Origin of the sequence: Sulfuricurvum sp. (assembly GCF_049277495.1) — a bacterium.
Classification (GTDB): domain Bacteria; phylum Campylobacterota; class Campylobacteria; order Campylobacterales; family Sulfurimonadaceae; genus Sulfuricurvum.
On the sequence record NZ_JBASYM010000063.1, the window covers coordinates 1 to 15,429 of the forward strand.

The 15,429-nt window shown below is 45.8% G+C and carries 18 protein-coding genes; 9 read left to right on the plus strand and 9 right to left on the minus strand.

Annotated features, from left to right (window positions below):
* The 5 genes from ftsY to WAO38_RS10805 all read left to right on the plus strand — a co-directional run.
* Window positions 1-884, plus strand: an 884-nt coding sequence (gene ftsY / locus WAO38_RS10785; RefSeq protein WP_422236996.1) for a signal recognition particle-docking protein FtsY, incomplete at its 5' end; no start/stop codon positions are given.
* 141 nt (window positions 885-1,025) lie between these two features.
* A complete protein-coding gene (proB, locus tag WAO38_RS10790) occupies window positions 1,026-1,796 on the plus strand; it encodes a glutamate 5-kinase (RefSeq protein ID WP_422236998.1) in 771 nt (256 codons plus the stop codon).
* 32 nt (window positions 1,797-1,828) lie between these two features.
* Window positions 1,829-3,181, plus strand: coding sequence for a DNA repair protein RadA (gene radA, locus WAO38_RS10795; RefSeq protein ID WP_422237050.1), 1,353 nt, complete (start codon window positions 1,829-1,831; stop codon window positions 3,179-3,181).
* Window positions 3,182-3,227: 46 nt separating this feature from the next.
* The gene (locus WAO38_RS10800) at window positions 3,228-3,500 is read left to right on the plus strand and encodes a hypothetical protein (protein WP_422237000.1); all 273 of its coding nucleotides are present in this window, start codon (window positions 3,228-3,230) and stop codon (window positions 3,498-3,500) included.
* Entirely contained in the window at window positions 3,491-4,171 is a 681-nt protein-coding gene (locus tag WAO38_RS10805; protein ID WP_422237002.1) for a carbonic anhydrase, read from the plus strand. Before WAO38_RS10800 ends, WAO38_RS10805 begins: the two co-directional genes overlap by 10 nt.
* 8 nt (window positions 4,172-4,179) lie before the next feature.
* Here the strand turns inward: WAO38_RS10805 and WAO38_RS10810 are convergent, their stop codons facing one another.
* Complete coding sequence (locus WAO38_RS10810) at window positions 4,180-4,974, minus strand: MlaE family ABC transporter permease (protein WP_422237004.1); 795 nt, start codon at window positions 4,972-4,974, stop codon at window positions 4,180-4,182.
* 113 nt (window positions 4,975-5,087) lie between these two features.
* Here WAO38_RS10810 and fliL point away from each other — a divergent pair, with 113 nt between their 5' ends.
* Genes fliL through WAO38_RS10825 form a run of 3 tightly spaced genes read left to right on the plus strand, consistent with a single transcriptional unit; the run spans window position 5,088 to window position 6,298 of the window.
* Window positions 5,088-5,639 (plus strand): flagellar basal body-associated protein FliL, encoded by a 552-nt coding sequence (gene fliL, locus WAO38_RS10815; protein WP_422237006.1) that lies wholly within the window; start codon window positions 5,088-5,090, stop codon window positions 5,637-5,639.
* Window positions 5,636-5,995, plus strand: coding sequence for a holo-ACP synthase (gene acpS / locus WAO38_RS10820; RefSeq protein ID WP_422237008.1), 360 nt, complete (start codon window positions 5,636-5,638; stop codon window positions 5,993-5,995). Before fliL ends, acpS begins: the two co-directional genes overlap by 4 nt.
* A gap of 12 nt (window positions 5,996-6,007) precedes the next feature.
* Window positions 6,008-6,298: a hypothetical protein gene (locus tag WAO38_RS10825; RefSeq protein ID WP_422237010.1), complete on the plus strand. Its 291-nt coding sequence runs from the start codon at window positions 6,008-6,010 to the stop codon at window positions 6,296-6,298.
* Here the strand turns inward: WAO38_RS10825 and thiS are convergent, their stop codons facing one another.
* Genes thiS through WAO38_RS10860 form a run of 7 tightly spaced genes read right to left on the minus strand, consistent with a single transcriptional unit; the run spans window position 6,299 to window position 12,876 of the window.
* Window positions 6,299-6,499, minus strand: a complete 201-nt coding sequence (gene thiS, locus WAO38_RS10830; RefSeq protein WP_422237012.1) for a sulfur carrier protein ThiS — start codon at window positions 6,497-6,499, stop codon at window positions 6,299-6,301.
* 8 nt (window positions 6,500-6,507) lie between these two features.
* The gene (locus WAO38_RS10835) at window positions 6,508-7,020 is read right to left on the minus strand and encodes an ankyrin repeat domain-containing protein (RefSeq protein WP_422237014.1); all 513 of its coding nucleotides are present in this window, start codon (window positions 7,018-7,020) and stop codon (window positions 6,508-6,510) included.
* Window positions 7,021-7,023: 3 nt separating this feature from the next.
* Window positions 7,024-8,013, minus strand: a complete 990-nt coding sequence (locus WAO38_RS10840) for an SAM-dependent methyltransferase (protein ID WP_422237016.1) — start codon at window positions 8,011-8,013, stop codon at window positions 7,024-7,026.
* Window positions 8,003-9,223 carry a TolC family protein gene (locus WAO38_RS10845; RefSeq protein ID WP_422237018.1) on the minus strand — a complete coding sequence of 407 codons (1,221 nt, stop codon included), beginning with the start codon at window positions 9,221-9,223 and terminating at the stop codon, window positions 8,003-8,005. Before WAO38_RS10845 ends, WAO38_RS10840 begins: the two co-directional genes overlap by 11 nt.
* Window positions 9,180-10,352, minus strand: a complete 1,173-nt coding sequence (locus tag WAO38_RS10850; RefSeq protein WP_422237051.1) for an aspartate aminotransferase family protein — start codon at window positions 10,350-10,352, stop codon at window positions 9,180-9,182. The genes WAO38_RS10845 and WAO38_RS10850 overlap by 44 nt, the downstream gene beginning before the upstream one ends.
* On the minus strand, window positions 10,352-12,088 hold the full coding sequence (locus WAO38_RS10855) for a molybdopterin-dependent oxidoreductase (RefSeq protein ID WP_422237020.1): 1,737 nt from the start codon (window positions 12,086-12,088) through the stop codon (window positions 10,352-10,354). Before WAO38_RS10855 ends, WAO38_RS10850 begins: the two co-directional genes overlap by 1 nt.
* Window positions 12,085-12,876 (minus strand): HlyD family efflux transporter periplasmic adaptor subunit, encoded by a 792-nt coding sequence (locus tag WAO38_RS10860; protein WP_422237022.1) that lies wholly within the window; start codon window positions 12,874-12,876, stop codon window positions 12,085-12,087. The genes WAO38_RS10855 and WAO38_RS10860 overlap by 4 nt, the downstream gene beginning before the upstream one ends.
* Before the next feature lie 114 nt (window positions 12,877-12,990).
* Between WAO38_RS10860 and WAO38_RS10865 the strand changes: the two genes are divergently transcribed.
* Window positions 12,991-13,953 carry a chemotaxis protein CheW gene (locus WAO38_RS10865; RefSeq protein ID WP_422237024.1) on the plus strand — a complete coding sequence of 321 codons (963 nt, stop codon included), beginning with the start codon at window positions 12,991-12,993 and terminating at the stop codon, window positions 13,951-13,953.
* 99 nt (window positions 13,954-14,052) lie between these two features.
* Here the strand turns inward: WAO38_RS10865 and WAO38_RS10870 are convergent, their stop codons facing one another.
* A complete protein-coding gene (locus tag WAO38_RS10870) occupies window positions 14,053-15,426 on the minus strand; it encodes a sodium ion-translocating decarboxylase subunit beta (protein WP_422237025.1) in 1,374 nt (457 codons plus the stop codon).
* Between the last annotated feature and the right edge of the window lie 3 nt (window positions 15,427-15,429).

The window sequence follows — 15,429 nt, forward strand, 5'->3', positions numbered from 1 at the left end:
TGTTTGGATTTATCAAAAAAGGGCTTCAAAAAACTATTGACGCAATAGCCGCCATCGTACCTGAAAAAAAAGCGACGATTTCGAAAGATGAACTCGAAAGCATTCTCCTAGAAGCTGACGTCGAATACGATTTGGTTGAAATTATTCTCCGCGAACTCTACCAAAATGAAATTACCCGTGAACAGCTCCGTTCAAAACTCCTTGCTACCTTAAGCTATGCCCAAAATACCTTACCGGATAATCCGGACAAACCGACGGTCAGTCTCATCATCGGTGTCAACGGTGCCGGGAAAACAACGACCATTGCAAAACTCGCACAACGGCATATCAATAATGGTGAGCGGGTCATCCTCGGAGCGGGTGATACCTTCCGTGCCGCCGCTATCGAACAGCTTACCCGCTGGGCGGACAAACTCGATATCCCTATCATCTCTTCCCGTCAGGGGCATGATCCATCCGCAGTCGCTTACGATACGATCGAATCGGCAAAAGCACGCGGCTTTGAACAGGTCATCATTGATACGGCCGGACGTCTTCACACCCAGACCAATCTCGGCAATGAGCTGAAAAAAATCGTCCGCATCTGTGACAAAGCGCATACCGGGGCCCCTCACCATAAAATACTTATTCTTGACGGGACACAGGGCAGTTCGGCAATTGCCCAGGCCAAAGCGTTTAACGAAATGATCGGAGTGGACGGAATTATTATTACCAAACTTGACGGTACCGCCAAAGGGGGATCTGTCTTTAGTATCGCTTATGCATTGCAGCTTCCGATTCTCTATATCGGTGTCGGAGAACAGCCCGAGCACCTGATACCGTTTGACAAATATGAGTTTGTCGACGGAATTTTGGATGCTATTTTTTCTGAAATCATCGATTGAGTGTATTAGTTAAACATTAATTTTTTTAGCGTATACTGAAGTCTTTTCAAAAAATACCAAATGTCACTTTTTTAAAATATGCGCTTATCCGTTTTATTTTTCGATGTCATTAAGTGCAAACCCTCATGAATAAGGAACAATATGAAACGAATCGTCATCAAAGTCGGAAGCGGTGTCCTCACGGAGAACAACAGCATCGCAAAAGAGAGGATGCTCAACCTCGTAACCCTTATCGCCAAACTGCAAAAAGAATATGAAGTTATCCTGGTCAGTTCCGGCGCGGTATCGTCGGGGTATACAGCACTGAAGCTCGATCGAAAAGAGCATATCAGTAAAAAAGTACTCGCTTCGCTCGGCCAGCCGATCCTGATGAGCAGCTACAAACGCAAATTTGATATTTTCAATATCTCAACCTCCCAGATTCTTCTGACCGAAGAAGATTTTGATTCGCGAAAACGAACAGCTATCTTTACCGAAATCATCGATACTCTTCTATCCAACAGCATTGTCCCTATCGTCAATGAAAATGATATTTCCACAACCTCCGAACAAGTATTCGGAGACAATGACCAGTTATCCGCGCATGTCGCTTTTTACACCAATGCCGATCTTCTGGTCATTTTAAGCGATATCGACGGATACTATGACAAAAATCCGAACGAAAATCCCGATGCGGTCATTCTAAAAGAAGTCCATTCCATCCCGGCAGAAGCCCTTAGCGCCGAGCATACCCCGAACAACGCCTTTGCAACCGGCGGAATTGTAACCAAACTGATGGCGGCAGAATTTTTGATGAAACATAATCGTAAAATGTTTTTATGCAGCGGATACAATTTGCATACGATAGAGAACTATTTGCTCAAAGGGATTCACGACTCCGGTACCCTTTTTAGCGCAGATCCTTTGCTCTGAGTGAACCATACTAATTAAAAAATGAGATGATGATGGCCAAGAAAAAAAACGTCCTGTTCGAATGTCAGCACTGTGGATTCACAACCCCGAAGTGGATGGGAAAATGTACCAACTGCGGAGGCTGGGATTCGTTTGTCGAGCTGAATGAACAGCAGCAGGACATCATCAAACTCACATCTTCCTCTTCCCCCTCTGCCGGAACAAAAGCCAAAGAGATCACGCAAATCGTCGAAGAGACAACCGAACGCTACAGCAGTAACGATGCTGAACTCGATATGGTCCTGGGCGGCGGAATCGTTCCGGGTTCACTCGTACTCATCGGCGGGAGCCCCGGTGTCGGAAAATCGACGCTCCTTCTTAAAATCGGAGCCAACCTCGCCCAACAAAACCGTAAAGTCCTGTACGTCTCCGGCGAAGAGAGCGAAGGACAGATCAAACTGCGTGCCAACCGTTTGGGCGCCAATGTCGATAATCTCTTTCTTTTAGCGGAGATTCGCCTCGAACAGGTACTCGGCGAACTGCATGAGCGCGCTTATGAATGCATCATTATCGATTCGATCCAAACCCTCTACTCCGAAAATATTGCCTCGGCTCCCGGTTCCGTGACACAGGTGCGCCAGATCACCTTTGATCTGATGCGGATCGCCAAAGAACGCCGTATCGCTATCTTTATCATCGGACATATCACCAAAGAGGGCTCCATAGCCGGACCGCGCGTACTCGAGCATATGGTCGATGTTGTTTTGTACTTCGAAGGAGACAGCGGCCATGAACTTCGGATACTCAGAGGATTTAAAAACCGTTTCGGTCCTACCAGCGAAATCGGTGTATTTGAGATGCGTCACGACGGATTGGTCTCGGCGAAAGATCTCTCATCCCGTTTTTTTAACCGCACCAAATCCCAAAGCGGTTCCGCCCTCACCGTCATTATGGAAGGTTCGCGTCCCATAGTCCTCGAAGTACAGGCTCTCGTCAGTGATACCCATGCACCTAATCCCAAGCGCCAAGCCACCGGTTTTGAAAACAACCGGCTGAATATGCTCCTCGCCCTGCTGGAGAGGAAACTCGAACTTCCTCTGAACAGCTATGATGTCTTTATCAACATCACCGGAGGGATCAAAATTACCGAAACTTCTGCCGATTTGGCGATTTTGGCCGCGATCATCAGCAGTTTCCGCAACCGTTCCATCTCCAAAGAGACGGTATTTATCGGTGAAGTATCTCTTGTCGGAGATATCCGCGAAGTATATCAGCTCGATCAGCGGCTCAAAGAAGCGGCTTCTCAGCAGATCACCAAAGCCCTCATCCCGAAAAAACCTCTCGAAAAAACAGCCATAAAATGTTATGAAATCGATGAAGTCAGCAAACTTTTGGAGTGGTTTTAACCGAAACTAAAGTATAATAAATCATTAAAATATGAGGAGAATCCGCATGCCGATGTGTTCCATTATTGCCGATCATAAATCTGAAGAGCGCTATACCAAACTATCTCTAGCCTATTCAACCGAAGAAGAGCACCAAATGATCGAAGAAGCGATTAGTGCATGTACTCCACTGTGTTCGATTACTCCGACTATCTACAGCGGTGACATCACCGGCGGTAAAAAAATGGTTACTATCGAGTACCATGATGATTGCGACCGCGAAGGCGGAAATGTCTATGAAGCAATTATCAAACATTTAGGGATTGAGCAGTGTCACTAAGTATTAATGCTTCAGATCAAAGCGCTCTTCGACTCAAAGAGTTTGCTGACGGTAACGAAACATTTCAGCAAACCTATTTTAAAAAACATGAAAAGCAGCTGTTAAGCCTCGTCAAAGAGGGACAAAACCCGCGTGCCCTTTTTATCGGCTGTTCAGACTCGCGCGTGATTCCCGATTTGATTATCCAATCCAATCCGGGAGATCTGTTCGTCGTCCGTAATGTCGGCAATTTTGTCGCCCCCTACAAGCCCGATGAAGACTTTCACTCCACCGCAGCCGGTATCGAATACGCGGTAGGCGTTTTGGAAGTGTCAGAGATCATTATCTGCGGCCATTCGCACTGCGGAGCCATCGAAGCCCTCTTCAAAACAACATGCGATACGGGAATGGTTCATACTGCCAAATGGCTTACGTTGGGCGAAAAAGCCAAATCGATGGCGTTGCTCGCATTGGGTAACAATGCAAGCAAAGAACAGCTTTACCGTGCGACAGAGCACCTCTCCATCGTTACACAAATCGAAAATCTCCTAACCTATCCCTATGTCAAAAAACTGGTTGAAGAAGACAAATTATTTATTCACGGCTGGTATTATGATATTGAGACGGGAGCTATTGAATATTATGACCCGGACAGCTATCAGTTCCGTCCGCTGAGTGAGCTGGGAGATTAAAAAATCTCCTACATATCCAAATATAAAAACAACGCGGATAGAAAATAGTTGGTGACAAAAATCGCTACCGCCGAGTAAACAACGGCGTAAATCGTTGATTGACCTACTCCTCGTGCCCCTCCGCTGGTATGGTAGCCGATATAGCTTCCGATCGAACTGACGATTAATCCGAATATTCCCGCTTTGATCACACCCGTCAAAATGTCGTTAAACTCTCCTAGGCGCATCAATGTATCTTGATAGGTAATCGGGTTGATCCCCAACACTCCGGTCGAAATCATATAGCCTGATCCGATCGCAATAAAATCAAACCAAATGACCAAAAGAGGCAAGGAAATAACCGTTGCGATAATACGCGGAGTGATCAGATATTCCTTGGAATCGACTCCCAAAATATCAATAGCATCGATCTGCTCACTCACCCGCATCGTCCCAAGTTCTGCCGCCATGGCACTGATAGAACGGGATATCAGCATCAAAGACGCGAATACCGGCCCCAGCTCGCGGGTAATCGAGAAAAAGACCGTATAGCCGATAAAACTCTCAGCCCCGAATTGATGAAACCCGTTATAAAGCTGGATGGCCAATACCATTCCCGTAAATAGTGCCGTCAGGGAGACGACCCCGATACATCCGAACCCGATTACTTCGATCTGTTTCAAAACAATTTGATACCGTTTAAAAGCGAGGGGGTATAATTTAAACAGCTTTATTTGAAATAAAATAAACAGCCCGAACCGCTCAATCGTCGAATAGGACTGGACAAAAGGGCGGCCGATATAGCCTAAAAGTCTCTCTAACATAAGGATATCCTTCTTTTCATCTGCTAAGTTTACCAAAATTTCCATTATGACACGTGGCAAATTTCATAAGTTTCTCGCTACAATAAAGGATTAACTTTATCGAGGAGCTATGGATGGCTGAAAAAGAGAAAGAAGAATCTTCCGCGGAAGAAGCGGGAAAGAAAAAATCGGGGAATATGCTCCTGATCATCATCATCGGTGTTTTGGTCCTTATTTTAATCATTGGGGGCATTGTCGCATTCTTAATGATGGGAAATGAAGAACCTGCATCATCAGCGCCTGCTCCGACAGAAAAAGCAGCATCAAACGGTTCGGTATCGGCCAATGCGAGTGTGACAGGGCTTGATTCCCCTTCAACCGAAGTCGGTTTAATGTACCCTCTTGACGGGTTTACGGTCAATCTTTTGAGTGAAAGCGGCCGCCGTTATCTCAAAGTTGAGATGAACCTCGAATTAGACGGAGATGAACTCAGTCCGGAACTCGATACGAAAAAAGCAATCTTCCGCGATATTATTATCCGTATCCTCAGTTCCAAGTCCCTCGAAGAGATTTCCACCATTAAGGGTAAAGAGAAACTCAAAGAGCAGATTGTTAACGAACTCAACATGCGTCTGAAAGACGGCAAAGTTAAAAATATCTACTTCACTGACTTCGTGGTGCAATGATCGGGATAGACCTCATCAAAATCGATCGTATGAAACGTTTTATGGAGCGTTTCGGCGATCGGGGACTACAGAAATTTTTATCCGATAATGAAATTCTTCTGATCAAGACGCATCGTAATGCCGCAGGATTTTGGGCAGCCAAAGAGGCTTGTTCCAAAGCGTTGGGATGCGGTATCGGTTCGGAATGCGGTTTTCATGACATCATCCTTTCAAAAACACCCAAAGGCGCTCCGCAGATCACCCTCATTCCTTCCGTACGCGAACGTTTCGGTATTGCCGATATTTCCGTATCGATTACCCATGACGGAGATTATGCGATAGCGGTAGTCGCACTCGAAAAATCACACAGTTTATAAGGTCAAACATCTATGGAATCACCCGAATTAATCACGTTTCAAAAATATGCGGCAAAACATCGCATCAGCATCCACTCTGTCATTAAAAAAACGATGAATGGAGAATTAAAGACCGTTGTCCGTGAAGAGAACGGCAAAGAGGTGACTTATATTGCCCTTCCCTCTTCCGCAGAGGTAAAACAGACGACTAGCAAACCATCAACAGAAGATACGGTCGAAATCGATTATAAAAAAGAGTATGAAGCTCTGCACAAAGAGTATCTGATCTTAAAAACCAAATACGAAAAGCTCCTCGGCGCCTAATTATCCGCCGCCGACGAAATCAAGCAGTTCTACAGCATCACCCTCTTTTAACACAGCTTCTTTCCATCCGTCTTGTTTGACGATCTCCATATTGACTGCGGCCGCCATGACTTTAGATTCCAATCCCAAATCGGCAATCAAATCAAAAAGACTCGTCCCCTCATTTACCGTGCGGATTTCACCGTTTACTTTGATCTGCATTTTCTCTCCTACATAGACATTTTAATAAGTTGGGCAATCGCCAAGTTTTTCTTGGCAACGGCAAAATCATAAGCCGTTGCCCCATCATTGTTTTTCACATGGGGATCGGCTTTCGCTTTAAGCAAAAAATCGACGATCGGTTCATTGCCGCTGAATGCCGCCTGATGCAGCGGTGTAACGCCATCGTTATTGGCAAGATTGACATCGGCATTACGCAAGACGACGAAACTCACCAGTTCCAAATCTTTTTTCTTGATGGCCAAAATAAGAGCGGTATTTCCCTGAAAGTCCTGAGCATTAATATCGGCACCGTTATCGAGTAAAAACTGCGCTATTTTTAAATCACCCATTTTAATGGCAACATGTAAAGCACTCAGCCCTGCATCGTTTTGCTCATCAACGTTGTGGTGAAGAGAGAGATGATGTCGAATTTTCTCCATGTCACCTTCATAGGCACCATCATGCAGAACTCCTCCATGCACGATACTGACCGTAAACAGTAGAGCTATCCAGCCTCGCATCCGCTACTCCTTGACAAACCGTATCATCTTAAACCGCTCTCCCATCAGGGTCGGTGTGATGAGAATTTTGACTTTTTCAAGCTCTTGGGTGTAGACTTCATCACTCACATGCTCTTTAAGGATCGCCAAGAGGTCTAAAATCCCCATTTCGATCAATGCCACCAGCTGAGTGGCATATTGCGTACAGGCTATCCCCTGAGCTTCATACGCTGCTTTTACATGGGTGAAATTGACATCATAGGTAATATCCGTTTTTCCGAATGCTTCGGCAAGATTCAGAGCCTCGTCAAAGAGAGGAAAGACCTGATGGTTTTGATATACACGGATCGAAAAATCACTCCGCGCATCGAGTTCTCCGTAATCGAAACTCATAAACTCAAACCGTTCAGCCGACCCTTTCATCGCTTCTGCAAACGAATCATAACCGATGGCGATTTCACCGCGGTCTTGACGGTATTTCTCCGCCAAAGCCGAGATGGAAGGGTCATCGAGATCAAAGATGATCTTGTGATTTTCAACACGGCCGATTTTTCCCTTGTAAAAAAGTTCACAGCCGAATGCGTCAAAAATTTCATTCGCGATGAAAAATGCGGTACGTTCGTTTAATTCGGACAAATCACCGTAATGTTCCAGAGCGATCGCATTCCCGAATGACTCATCAAAATATGTTTTCTGTGCTTCGCGCAACGCTTCAAATCGTTCCACAATCCCAAAACGGAGTGTCTGCAGTAACTGCGGTCGAAGCGTATGGATAAATTCGATGATGTCCGCCAATAAATAGCCATGATGGGCGCCGATCTCGCAAATCAGGGAATCAGGACGTAAAAAACCCTCATCGATACGGGCAATGATGTGTTTCGCAATCGTCCCCCCGAAAAATTTCGAGGTACTCACCGCTGTATAGAAATCCCCTTTTTTACCGATAGGGTGATATGAGGCATAGTACCCCTCTTTCCCGTATAGCCATTCATGCATATAGTCACTAAATCGCACTGTTCACCTTTTCATACAGATTGAGCAGCTCAAGCTGTCGGTCAACATCAATGATCTGTGTCTCAATATTTTGAATTTTTGCCGAATTTGAAAGTATATTAACATCATATTCGGTTTTATAACCTGCCTTAAAAAGTTCACGGGTATCTCCGAGGAGCTTTTCATAAAGCATTTGATTTTGACGGGCAAGCGCTATCTTTTTATCGCTGTTCATCAAATTTTGACGTACTTGCTGATAGAGAGAGTGAAGTTCCCGTCTCTTATCGGCTATCTTCACACCCGATTTCAAGGTCTCGATTCTTGCAGCTTCCATATCCCGGAACTCATTAAAATCAAGCGGCATAGAAGCACTCAGACCATAGGTCGTATAGCGGCTCTCGGCAAGGATCGGCATGACACTCCCGGCAAAAGCCGGATTTTCGATTTTATTCCAATTATACGCAGCATTAACACTCACTTGCGGAAGATATTTAGCCCGAGTGACATTGGCGTTCCAGCGATTTTTTTCATTTTCGCTTTGGGCCATTTGCAGATCAATTGCTTCGGACTCAAAACGCTCCGAATCGATCAGAGCAAGGGTAGGAATTTCTGTCGTTGCATAAGGGGCGTCACTGATGCTCTCATACGCGCTGATGAGCCTTTCCTTCAGTGTCTGCATGTCATAAAGATTTTGCGTAAGGGTATTTTTTTCGATGATGGCATTGTCCAAAAATCCCGAATCAAGTTCCCCATGCAGATAACTCTCCGTCTTCAACTCCAGATTAAGGACAGAATTGGCGATCAAAAGTTCCTGCTTTGCAATGCGCAAATCACTTTGACGTATCTGCATCAGCAAGGATACCGCCTCTTTGATCAGCTTTTGGCGTGCGGCCTGTATGGAGAGGTTCGAATACCTGCGGGATGCTTCGGAAAATTTGATCCCGTAATAGATCCCGCCGCTTCGAAAGATCGGCTGGTCAATCGACACGGAAGCATTCTGCGTCGTGCTGTCACCGTCGTATTGATCGCTTTTTCCATACGAATAACGGAGCTGTATCGGCTGAAGCCACGAATCGCGAAGACTATCGCTTTGCAATGAAGCTTTCGCGGTATCAAGCCTGAACTGTTCCTCTTTGAGTGTGGAGAGAAGGGTATCCTCTCCCCAAAGAGATGTCACACTTAAGAGACTATAAAGAAGCCATCGCTTTTTCAAGACGTACAAACCCTTCATCAATCTCTCCTTTGGTAATCGTAAGCGGCGGAAGGAACCGGAGGGTATTGCGTCCGGCTTTGAGAACAATAACTCCGGCTTCGCGTGCGGCATTGATAATTTTACCTAAGGTATCCCCATCAACTACACGCAGACCGCGCATCATCCCAAGCCCGACATGCTCCAAAAAGATTGCCGGATGAACTTTTGCAAATGCAGCCAAAGCCGTTTCGAAATAAAGAAGATGTTCATCCAGTTCACCGCTTTCCTTGATCTCCTGGAGAATATCGAGCACTTCGTTCGCCGCTGTCGTTGAGAGGTAGTTTCCGCCGAAGGTCGAACCGTGATCTCCCGGAGCAAAAATATCTTTTTTGGAGGTCATTACAACACCGATAGGAACCCCGCCGCCGAGACCTTTTGCCAAAGTGATGACATCGGGTTCAATCCCGTAGAGGTTGGAAGCCAGAAACTCGCCCGTACGGTAGATTCCCGTCTGAACTTCATCCACCATCAACAAGACATCACGGGATTTAAGCATCGCAGAAAGTGCCTGAACTTTTGCACGGTCTTGCGGCTGGACGCCGCCCTCTCCTTGTACCAGTTCAATCATCACCGCAACCGTATGATCATCGATCAAGGATTCGATCTCGTCGATATTTTTGGCATACACAAAACCGTCCGGAAACGGTCCGAAATAGTTATGCATCGACTCTTGCCCCGTCGCTTTAAGGGCAGTAATCGTTCGCCCGTGGAACGAATGGTCCAAGGTAATGATTTTATAGCGTTTAGGCTGACCTGCTACCTCTCCGTATTTTCGGGCAATTTTAATCGCCCCTTCATTGGCTTCGGCACCGCTGTTACCGAAAAAACATTTCATGTCGTAGCCGCTGAGCTGCACAATTTTTCGTGCACATTCGGCTTGAGGTTCAATGTAATAGAGGTTGGAGACGTGAATCACCTTGCGCACTTGATCGCATATCGCGTTCGAAAGACGCTCGTTCGCGTGTCCTACACTGCATACGGCGATCCCTGCAGCAAAATCGATATAGTCTTTCCCCTCACTGTCGATTAAAACAGCATTTTTTCCGGCGGTAAAGCTGACGTTCTGACGTCCGTAAGTTGGCAATACATAATTTTCAAAGTTGTTCATCATTTTTGAGTTACCTTTATTTTAATTTCCTGATACACGGCATTCTCCCCTTCATAACTGAGTTGTGCAGGAGTCAGCACATTGGCGTTCGGCGTTCCTGAATAGATCAGAAGAGAGTCGCGCCTCAAACGCGCATCATGGCATACTGCCATTTCAACCGTCCCCACAGATGACGCAAGAGAAACCCGTTCACCCTCCGCAAATCCTGCTTCGGGATGGAAATATACCCCCTCAGCCCTGTTAAACTGCGAGTTAAGCCCTTTGGGATATTTGGCGGTAATCAGGAAAAATCCTTCCTCCGTATTCAAACCCAAATCGATCTCGTCAAGAAACTCAAATTCGCCGTTTTCAAATCCCTTTTCGTAAGGGATTCCCAAAGCACCCGCGCGATACCCTGTCCCTTCATGATATTCTATCTGAGAACGGAAGTGATTTAAATAATACTCTTCAGACTCTATTGTCAGACCAAAAGCTTCACAGAGTACTTTGGTGAGATCATATTCACTGATCCCGATATCGCTCTGCTGTAATTGAGGCATTTCTTGAAATGTAGCATCTCCGTACGAACTTCTCAGATCGCTTTTTTCCAAAAAGGTTTTTGCCGGGATCACCAAATCAGCCGCACGGGACGTCTCATTCTCATACAGTCCGAAATAGACACTGAACGCTGTTTGATCAAATGATCTTTTGACCCTCTCCGTATCCGGCATTTGCGAAAGAGGATTTGCACCCTGCACAAAAACGCAATTATACTTGGAAAAATCAACAGTCGGTTTGCTCACCCGATGGCGGATGCTCTCAAACGGTACAGTAATCCCCTCAAGTGAATTGCCCATATAGCTCACACCGCAGCCGGGCTTGCCGAAAAATCCCATAATCGCGCCGAATCCGTCGATGGCACGAAGGACATCCGCACCGTTGCGATATTTTTGGACGCCGACCCCGACGAATATGGCTGTTTTTTTCCCGCGTATGAGTTCCAGTATCGAGCCTATCTGACCGAGAGTGACATCAATCATATCCAGAGTCGCTTTAATTCTCACCGTCTGAGTCAACTCATAAAAATCATTGTACTGACTTGCATATTTCTCAATAAACTCCATATCATGCTGTCCTTCGATAATCGCAAAACGGCTTAACAGCAAGGCTAGATGCAGATCACAGTGAGGCTTGATTTGAATATGCAAATCGGCTTTTTTCGCGATTGCCGTTTCTACCGGATCAATCACAATGATTTTTTTTCCTTCCAAAAACGGCAAAAGATGCGAGTGGGTCGTATGGGGATTGCGTCCCCAAAAAATGACAACTTCACTTTCAGAAATCATCTGCGGCGACAGGACTTTATTGCTCCCCCGTCCGAGCAAAACACCTGCTTCTCCGGCACCGTCGCACAATGATCCTGACGTCCCTACAGCTTTCAGCGAACCGAAAAAATGTTCTGTTGAACGCTGCATCATCCCGACATTGCCGCTTCCGCGGTAATAGAGAATCTGATCGCCCTTCGAACCTTTTAGGGTTTCTATCAATGCGCTTAGGGCGCTTTCCATCGAAATTTCTTCTCCGCGAAACCGCGGAGAACGCAGACGCTCAAACGCGTGAAAATGGTTTAGATTCGGGCAGAGATAGCCTTTCGTCACGGGATGAGACCCATCTCCTTTAAGCTTGCCGCTCTCATTCACGACGATGCGGCAGGCATCATAGCAATCCAATGGGCATGCGGTAGTCGAAGAACTCATTTAAATTCTACCTTGATCAATTGAGAAAATTGAGAAGGGGAAGTAATCAAAATCTCTGCACGATAACTTGACAACTTGGACGCATCCGCGATTTTCCACAATCTGTCTATTGTATACGCAGTTTTCTGACCGTTCAAATAGATTTTTTTGTTCTGTGCCGCTTGTGCTTCATCCGCACTCAGGTAAATCGTCAGTTTGGCTTTGCGAATATCGGCAATCTGGGCCAAGGGCGTTCCCGGATTGACGAAAGCCGATGGTTTGACATTCAACTGATAAAGGACCAGTCCCGGAGCGCTGAGATGTTTATCGGCAATACTTTTTTGAAGCTGGGCACGGCGTAACTGCAAATCTCCCAATTGAATATTGAGAGATTCAATCTCCTTTTGAATCCCCAGAAGCGAATTGCGGCTCGTGACCACATCAAAATATTCCCGATCTTTTTCGACAGATGATTTGATTTTAAGATCTTTGATACGATCAAAATTGGCTTGTTTCATCTCAATGATCTGCTGATAATTTGCTCCCATTTTAGCGTTATGCTGAAGGGTCTTTTTGACTGCCTCAATTTTGGATTCTACACTGTGAAGTTCTACTCTGTCGAGTTTGTCATCCATCACAATATAAGGTTTTTTACCTAATACTTTTCCCTGACTTGCCGTATCCGTGTACAGTACTTCAGCCGAAACGTTGGAGGTGACATTGAGTATTTCATAAGGCTCTGCTTTAGCGTAATATTCTTTGGCGTGAATAGCAGCGATGAACATCACAAAAGCGATTAGAATACGCACTGGCGTTCCTTATATTGAATTTGTCCGTATTTTACAGTCACCACCCTTTAGTTTTTAGTAAAAAAATCCCCCGAATAGGATATGATTAAGAAATATAAAATAACTGGGGTTACTATGTCTCTTTTGGAACACGTTGATGCTGCGACTAATTTGGCTAAAAATAATGAGGTACAGCTCCTAGTCTTTAAAATCGACGTCGCAGAGACGTCACCTTATTACGCTATTAATGTCTTTAAAACCCGTGAAGTCGTAGAAGCCAAACGCCACCATTTGACGCAAATCCCGGGAGCGCATCCCCTCTTGGAAGGGACAATCGTTTTACGCGAACTGCAGATCCCGATCCTCAATCTTCCAAAATGGCTTGGGGTTGAGTTGGAAGATTCCAAGAAAAAAATGTCTAACCTCCTGATCTGCGACTTTAACGGGATCATTATCGGCATTCGTATTATGTTCGCTTATCGGGTTATTAAAAAGAATTGGAATGAGATGCATGCGCCGGACAGCTATCGTCTGGGTGAGGACGGACTCGTGATTAACGATACACGTCTGGATGACGGGAGCCTCTGTCTGGTTCTCGATTATGAGAAACTCTTGGCGGAAGTCATCCCTCAGGCAATGGTCAATGTCGAAACGGCCGCAAACTCTTTAGCCAATATCACGATCCCCGCTAAACTTAAAAATGGTGTCGTACTGATTGCCGAAGATTCAAAAACCGCACAACGCCATTTGATTCATATTTTTGAACGTGCGCACATCGGCTATCAGATTTTCAATAATGGCAAGGATATGGTCGAATACATTGAAAGACATCCGAATCCCGCTTCCATCCCTGCAATCATTACCGATATCGAGATGCCTGAAATGTCCGGATTCACCGTTATTCAACGGCTGAAAGCCAGTCCTGAAACCAGAACTATTCCGATTATTGTCAACAGTTCTATGACCGGCGAAAACAATAAACGTGAGGCAGCGGGTTTAGGTGCGGACGGATTTATCGATAAAACCAAGAGTGAAAATATTTTACCGTTGATCGTAGAAAAAATGAATGAAGCGGAATCGAGACTTCTGCCTCGTTAAAAGATACAATGAAATGGCTCTTCCGATTTTGCTGGGAGAGAACCCAATCGGCAAAGGAAAGCTGTATCCCCGTTTGAAACGGAGATAGCAGAGAAGAATTTATTTAAACAAAGCGATCATAACCCCTGCAGCGATCGCAGAACCGATAACACCGGCAACGTTAGGTCCCATTGCATGCATCAGCAGCATATTGGTAGGATCTTCTTTCATCCCCACTTTATGCGATACACGTGCTGCCATCGGAACAGCTGAAACTCCGGCAGATCCGATTAACGGATTGATTTTGTCTTTGCTGAAAAGATTCATGACCTTAGCCATAATAACTCCGGCCGCAGTCCCTACCGAGAATGCTACAAGACCCAATACCAAAATCGCCAACGTATCGATCACGAGAAATTGATCCGATGCCAGTTTTGACCCGACACCCAGACCCAAGAAGATCGTAACAATATTGATCAGTGCATTTTGCATCGTGTCACTCAAACGATCAACAACACCTGATTCTTTAAAGTAGTTACCCAAAGCAAACGCACCGACCAACGGAGCCGCATCCGGAAGGAACAAAATAATCATTACAAGAACCAGAAGAGGAAAAAGAAGTTTTTCCAAACGGGTAACATGTCGCAAGGTATGCATACGGATTTTACGCTCTTCCGGTGTTGTTAACGCTTTCATAATCGGAGGCTGGATAATCGGAACCAACGCCATATAGGAATACGATGCGACTGCAATCGCTCCGAGAAGTTCCGGTGCCAAAGAGGTGGCGATGAAAATCGACGTCGGGCCATCCGCTCCGCCGATAATACTGATCGCGGCAGACTGCTGAAGGGTAAAGTCAAACCATGTCGTAAACTGGCTCAATGCATACGCACCGACCAAAGTTCCGAAGATTCCGAACTGTGCAGCACCGCCGAGCAATGCAAGTCTCGGATTTGCCAACAGCGGACCGAAATCGGTCATCGCCCCGACACCCATAAAGATCAGCAGAGGGAATAGCTCATTCGCAATCCCCATATTGTAAATAACGCCCAAGAATCCATGCGGACCTGCGATATTGGCGATAGGAACGTTCGCTAACAACCCGCCGAAAGCGATCGGCAATAGAAGCAAGGGCTCAAAATCGCGGGAAATCGCGAGATAAAAGAGGAGGAACGTGATCAAAATCATAATCACACGACCCCATGTCTGATGGAAATCGGACATAAGATGCCCTGATGAACTCATTTCTCCCTCTCGCGGGTAGATAAGCGCATTCAATCCTGTCGTTTTAAAGAAACTTTGAAGCATCTCGCCAAACGGAGCCGGCTGATAGTCCTCTTCACGGTGAGTCGTTTTAGCGGGAGGGGTAGCGGCTGCAGCAGCTACCGTGGCGCCTGCAACTTGCGGAACCGTTTCAACCGATGCCGGTTCTGAAGCAATTGCCATTACAGCAACGCTCAACATCATGACCAAACTTAAAAATAATCGCTTCATCGG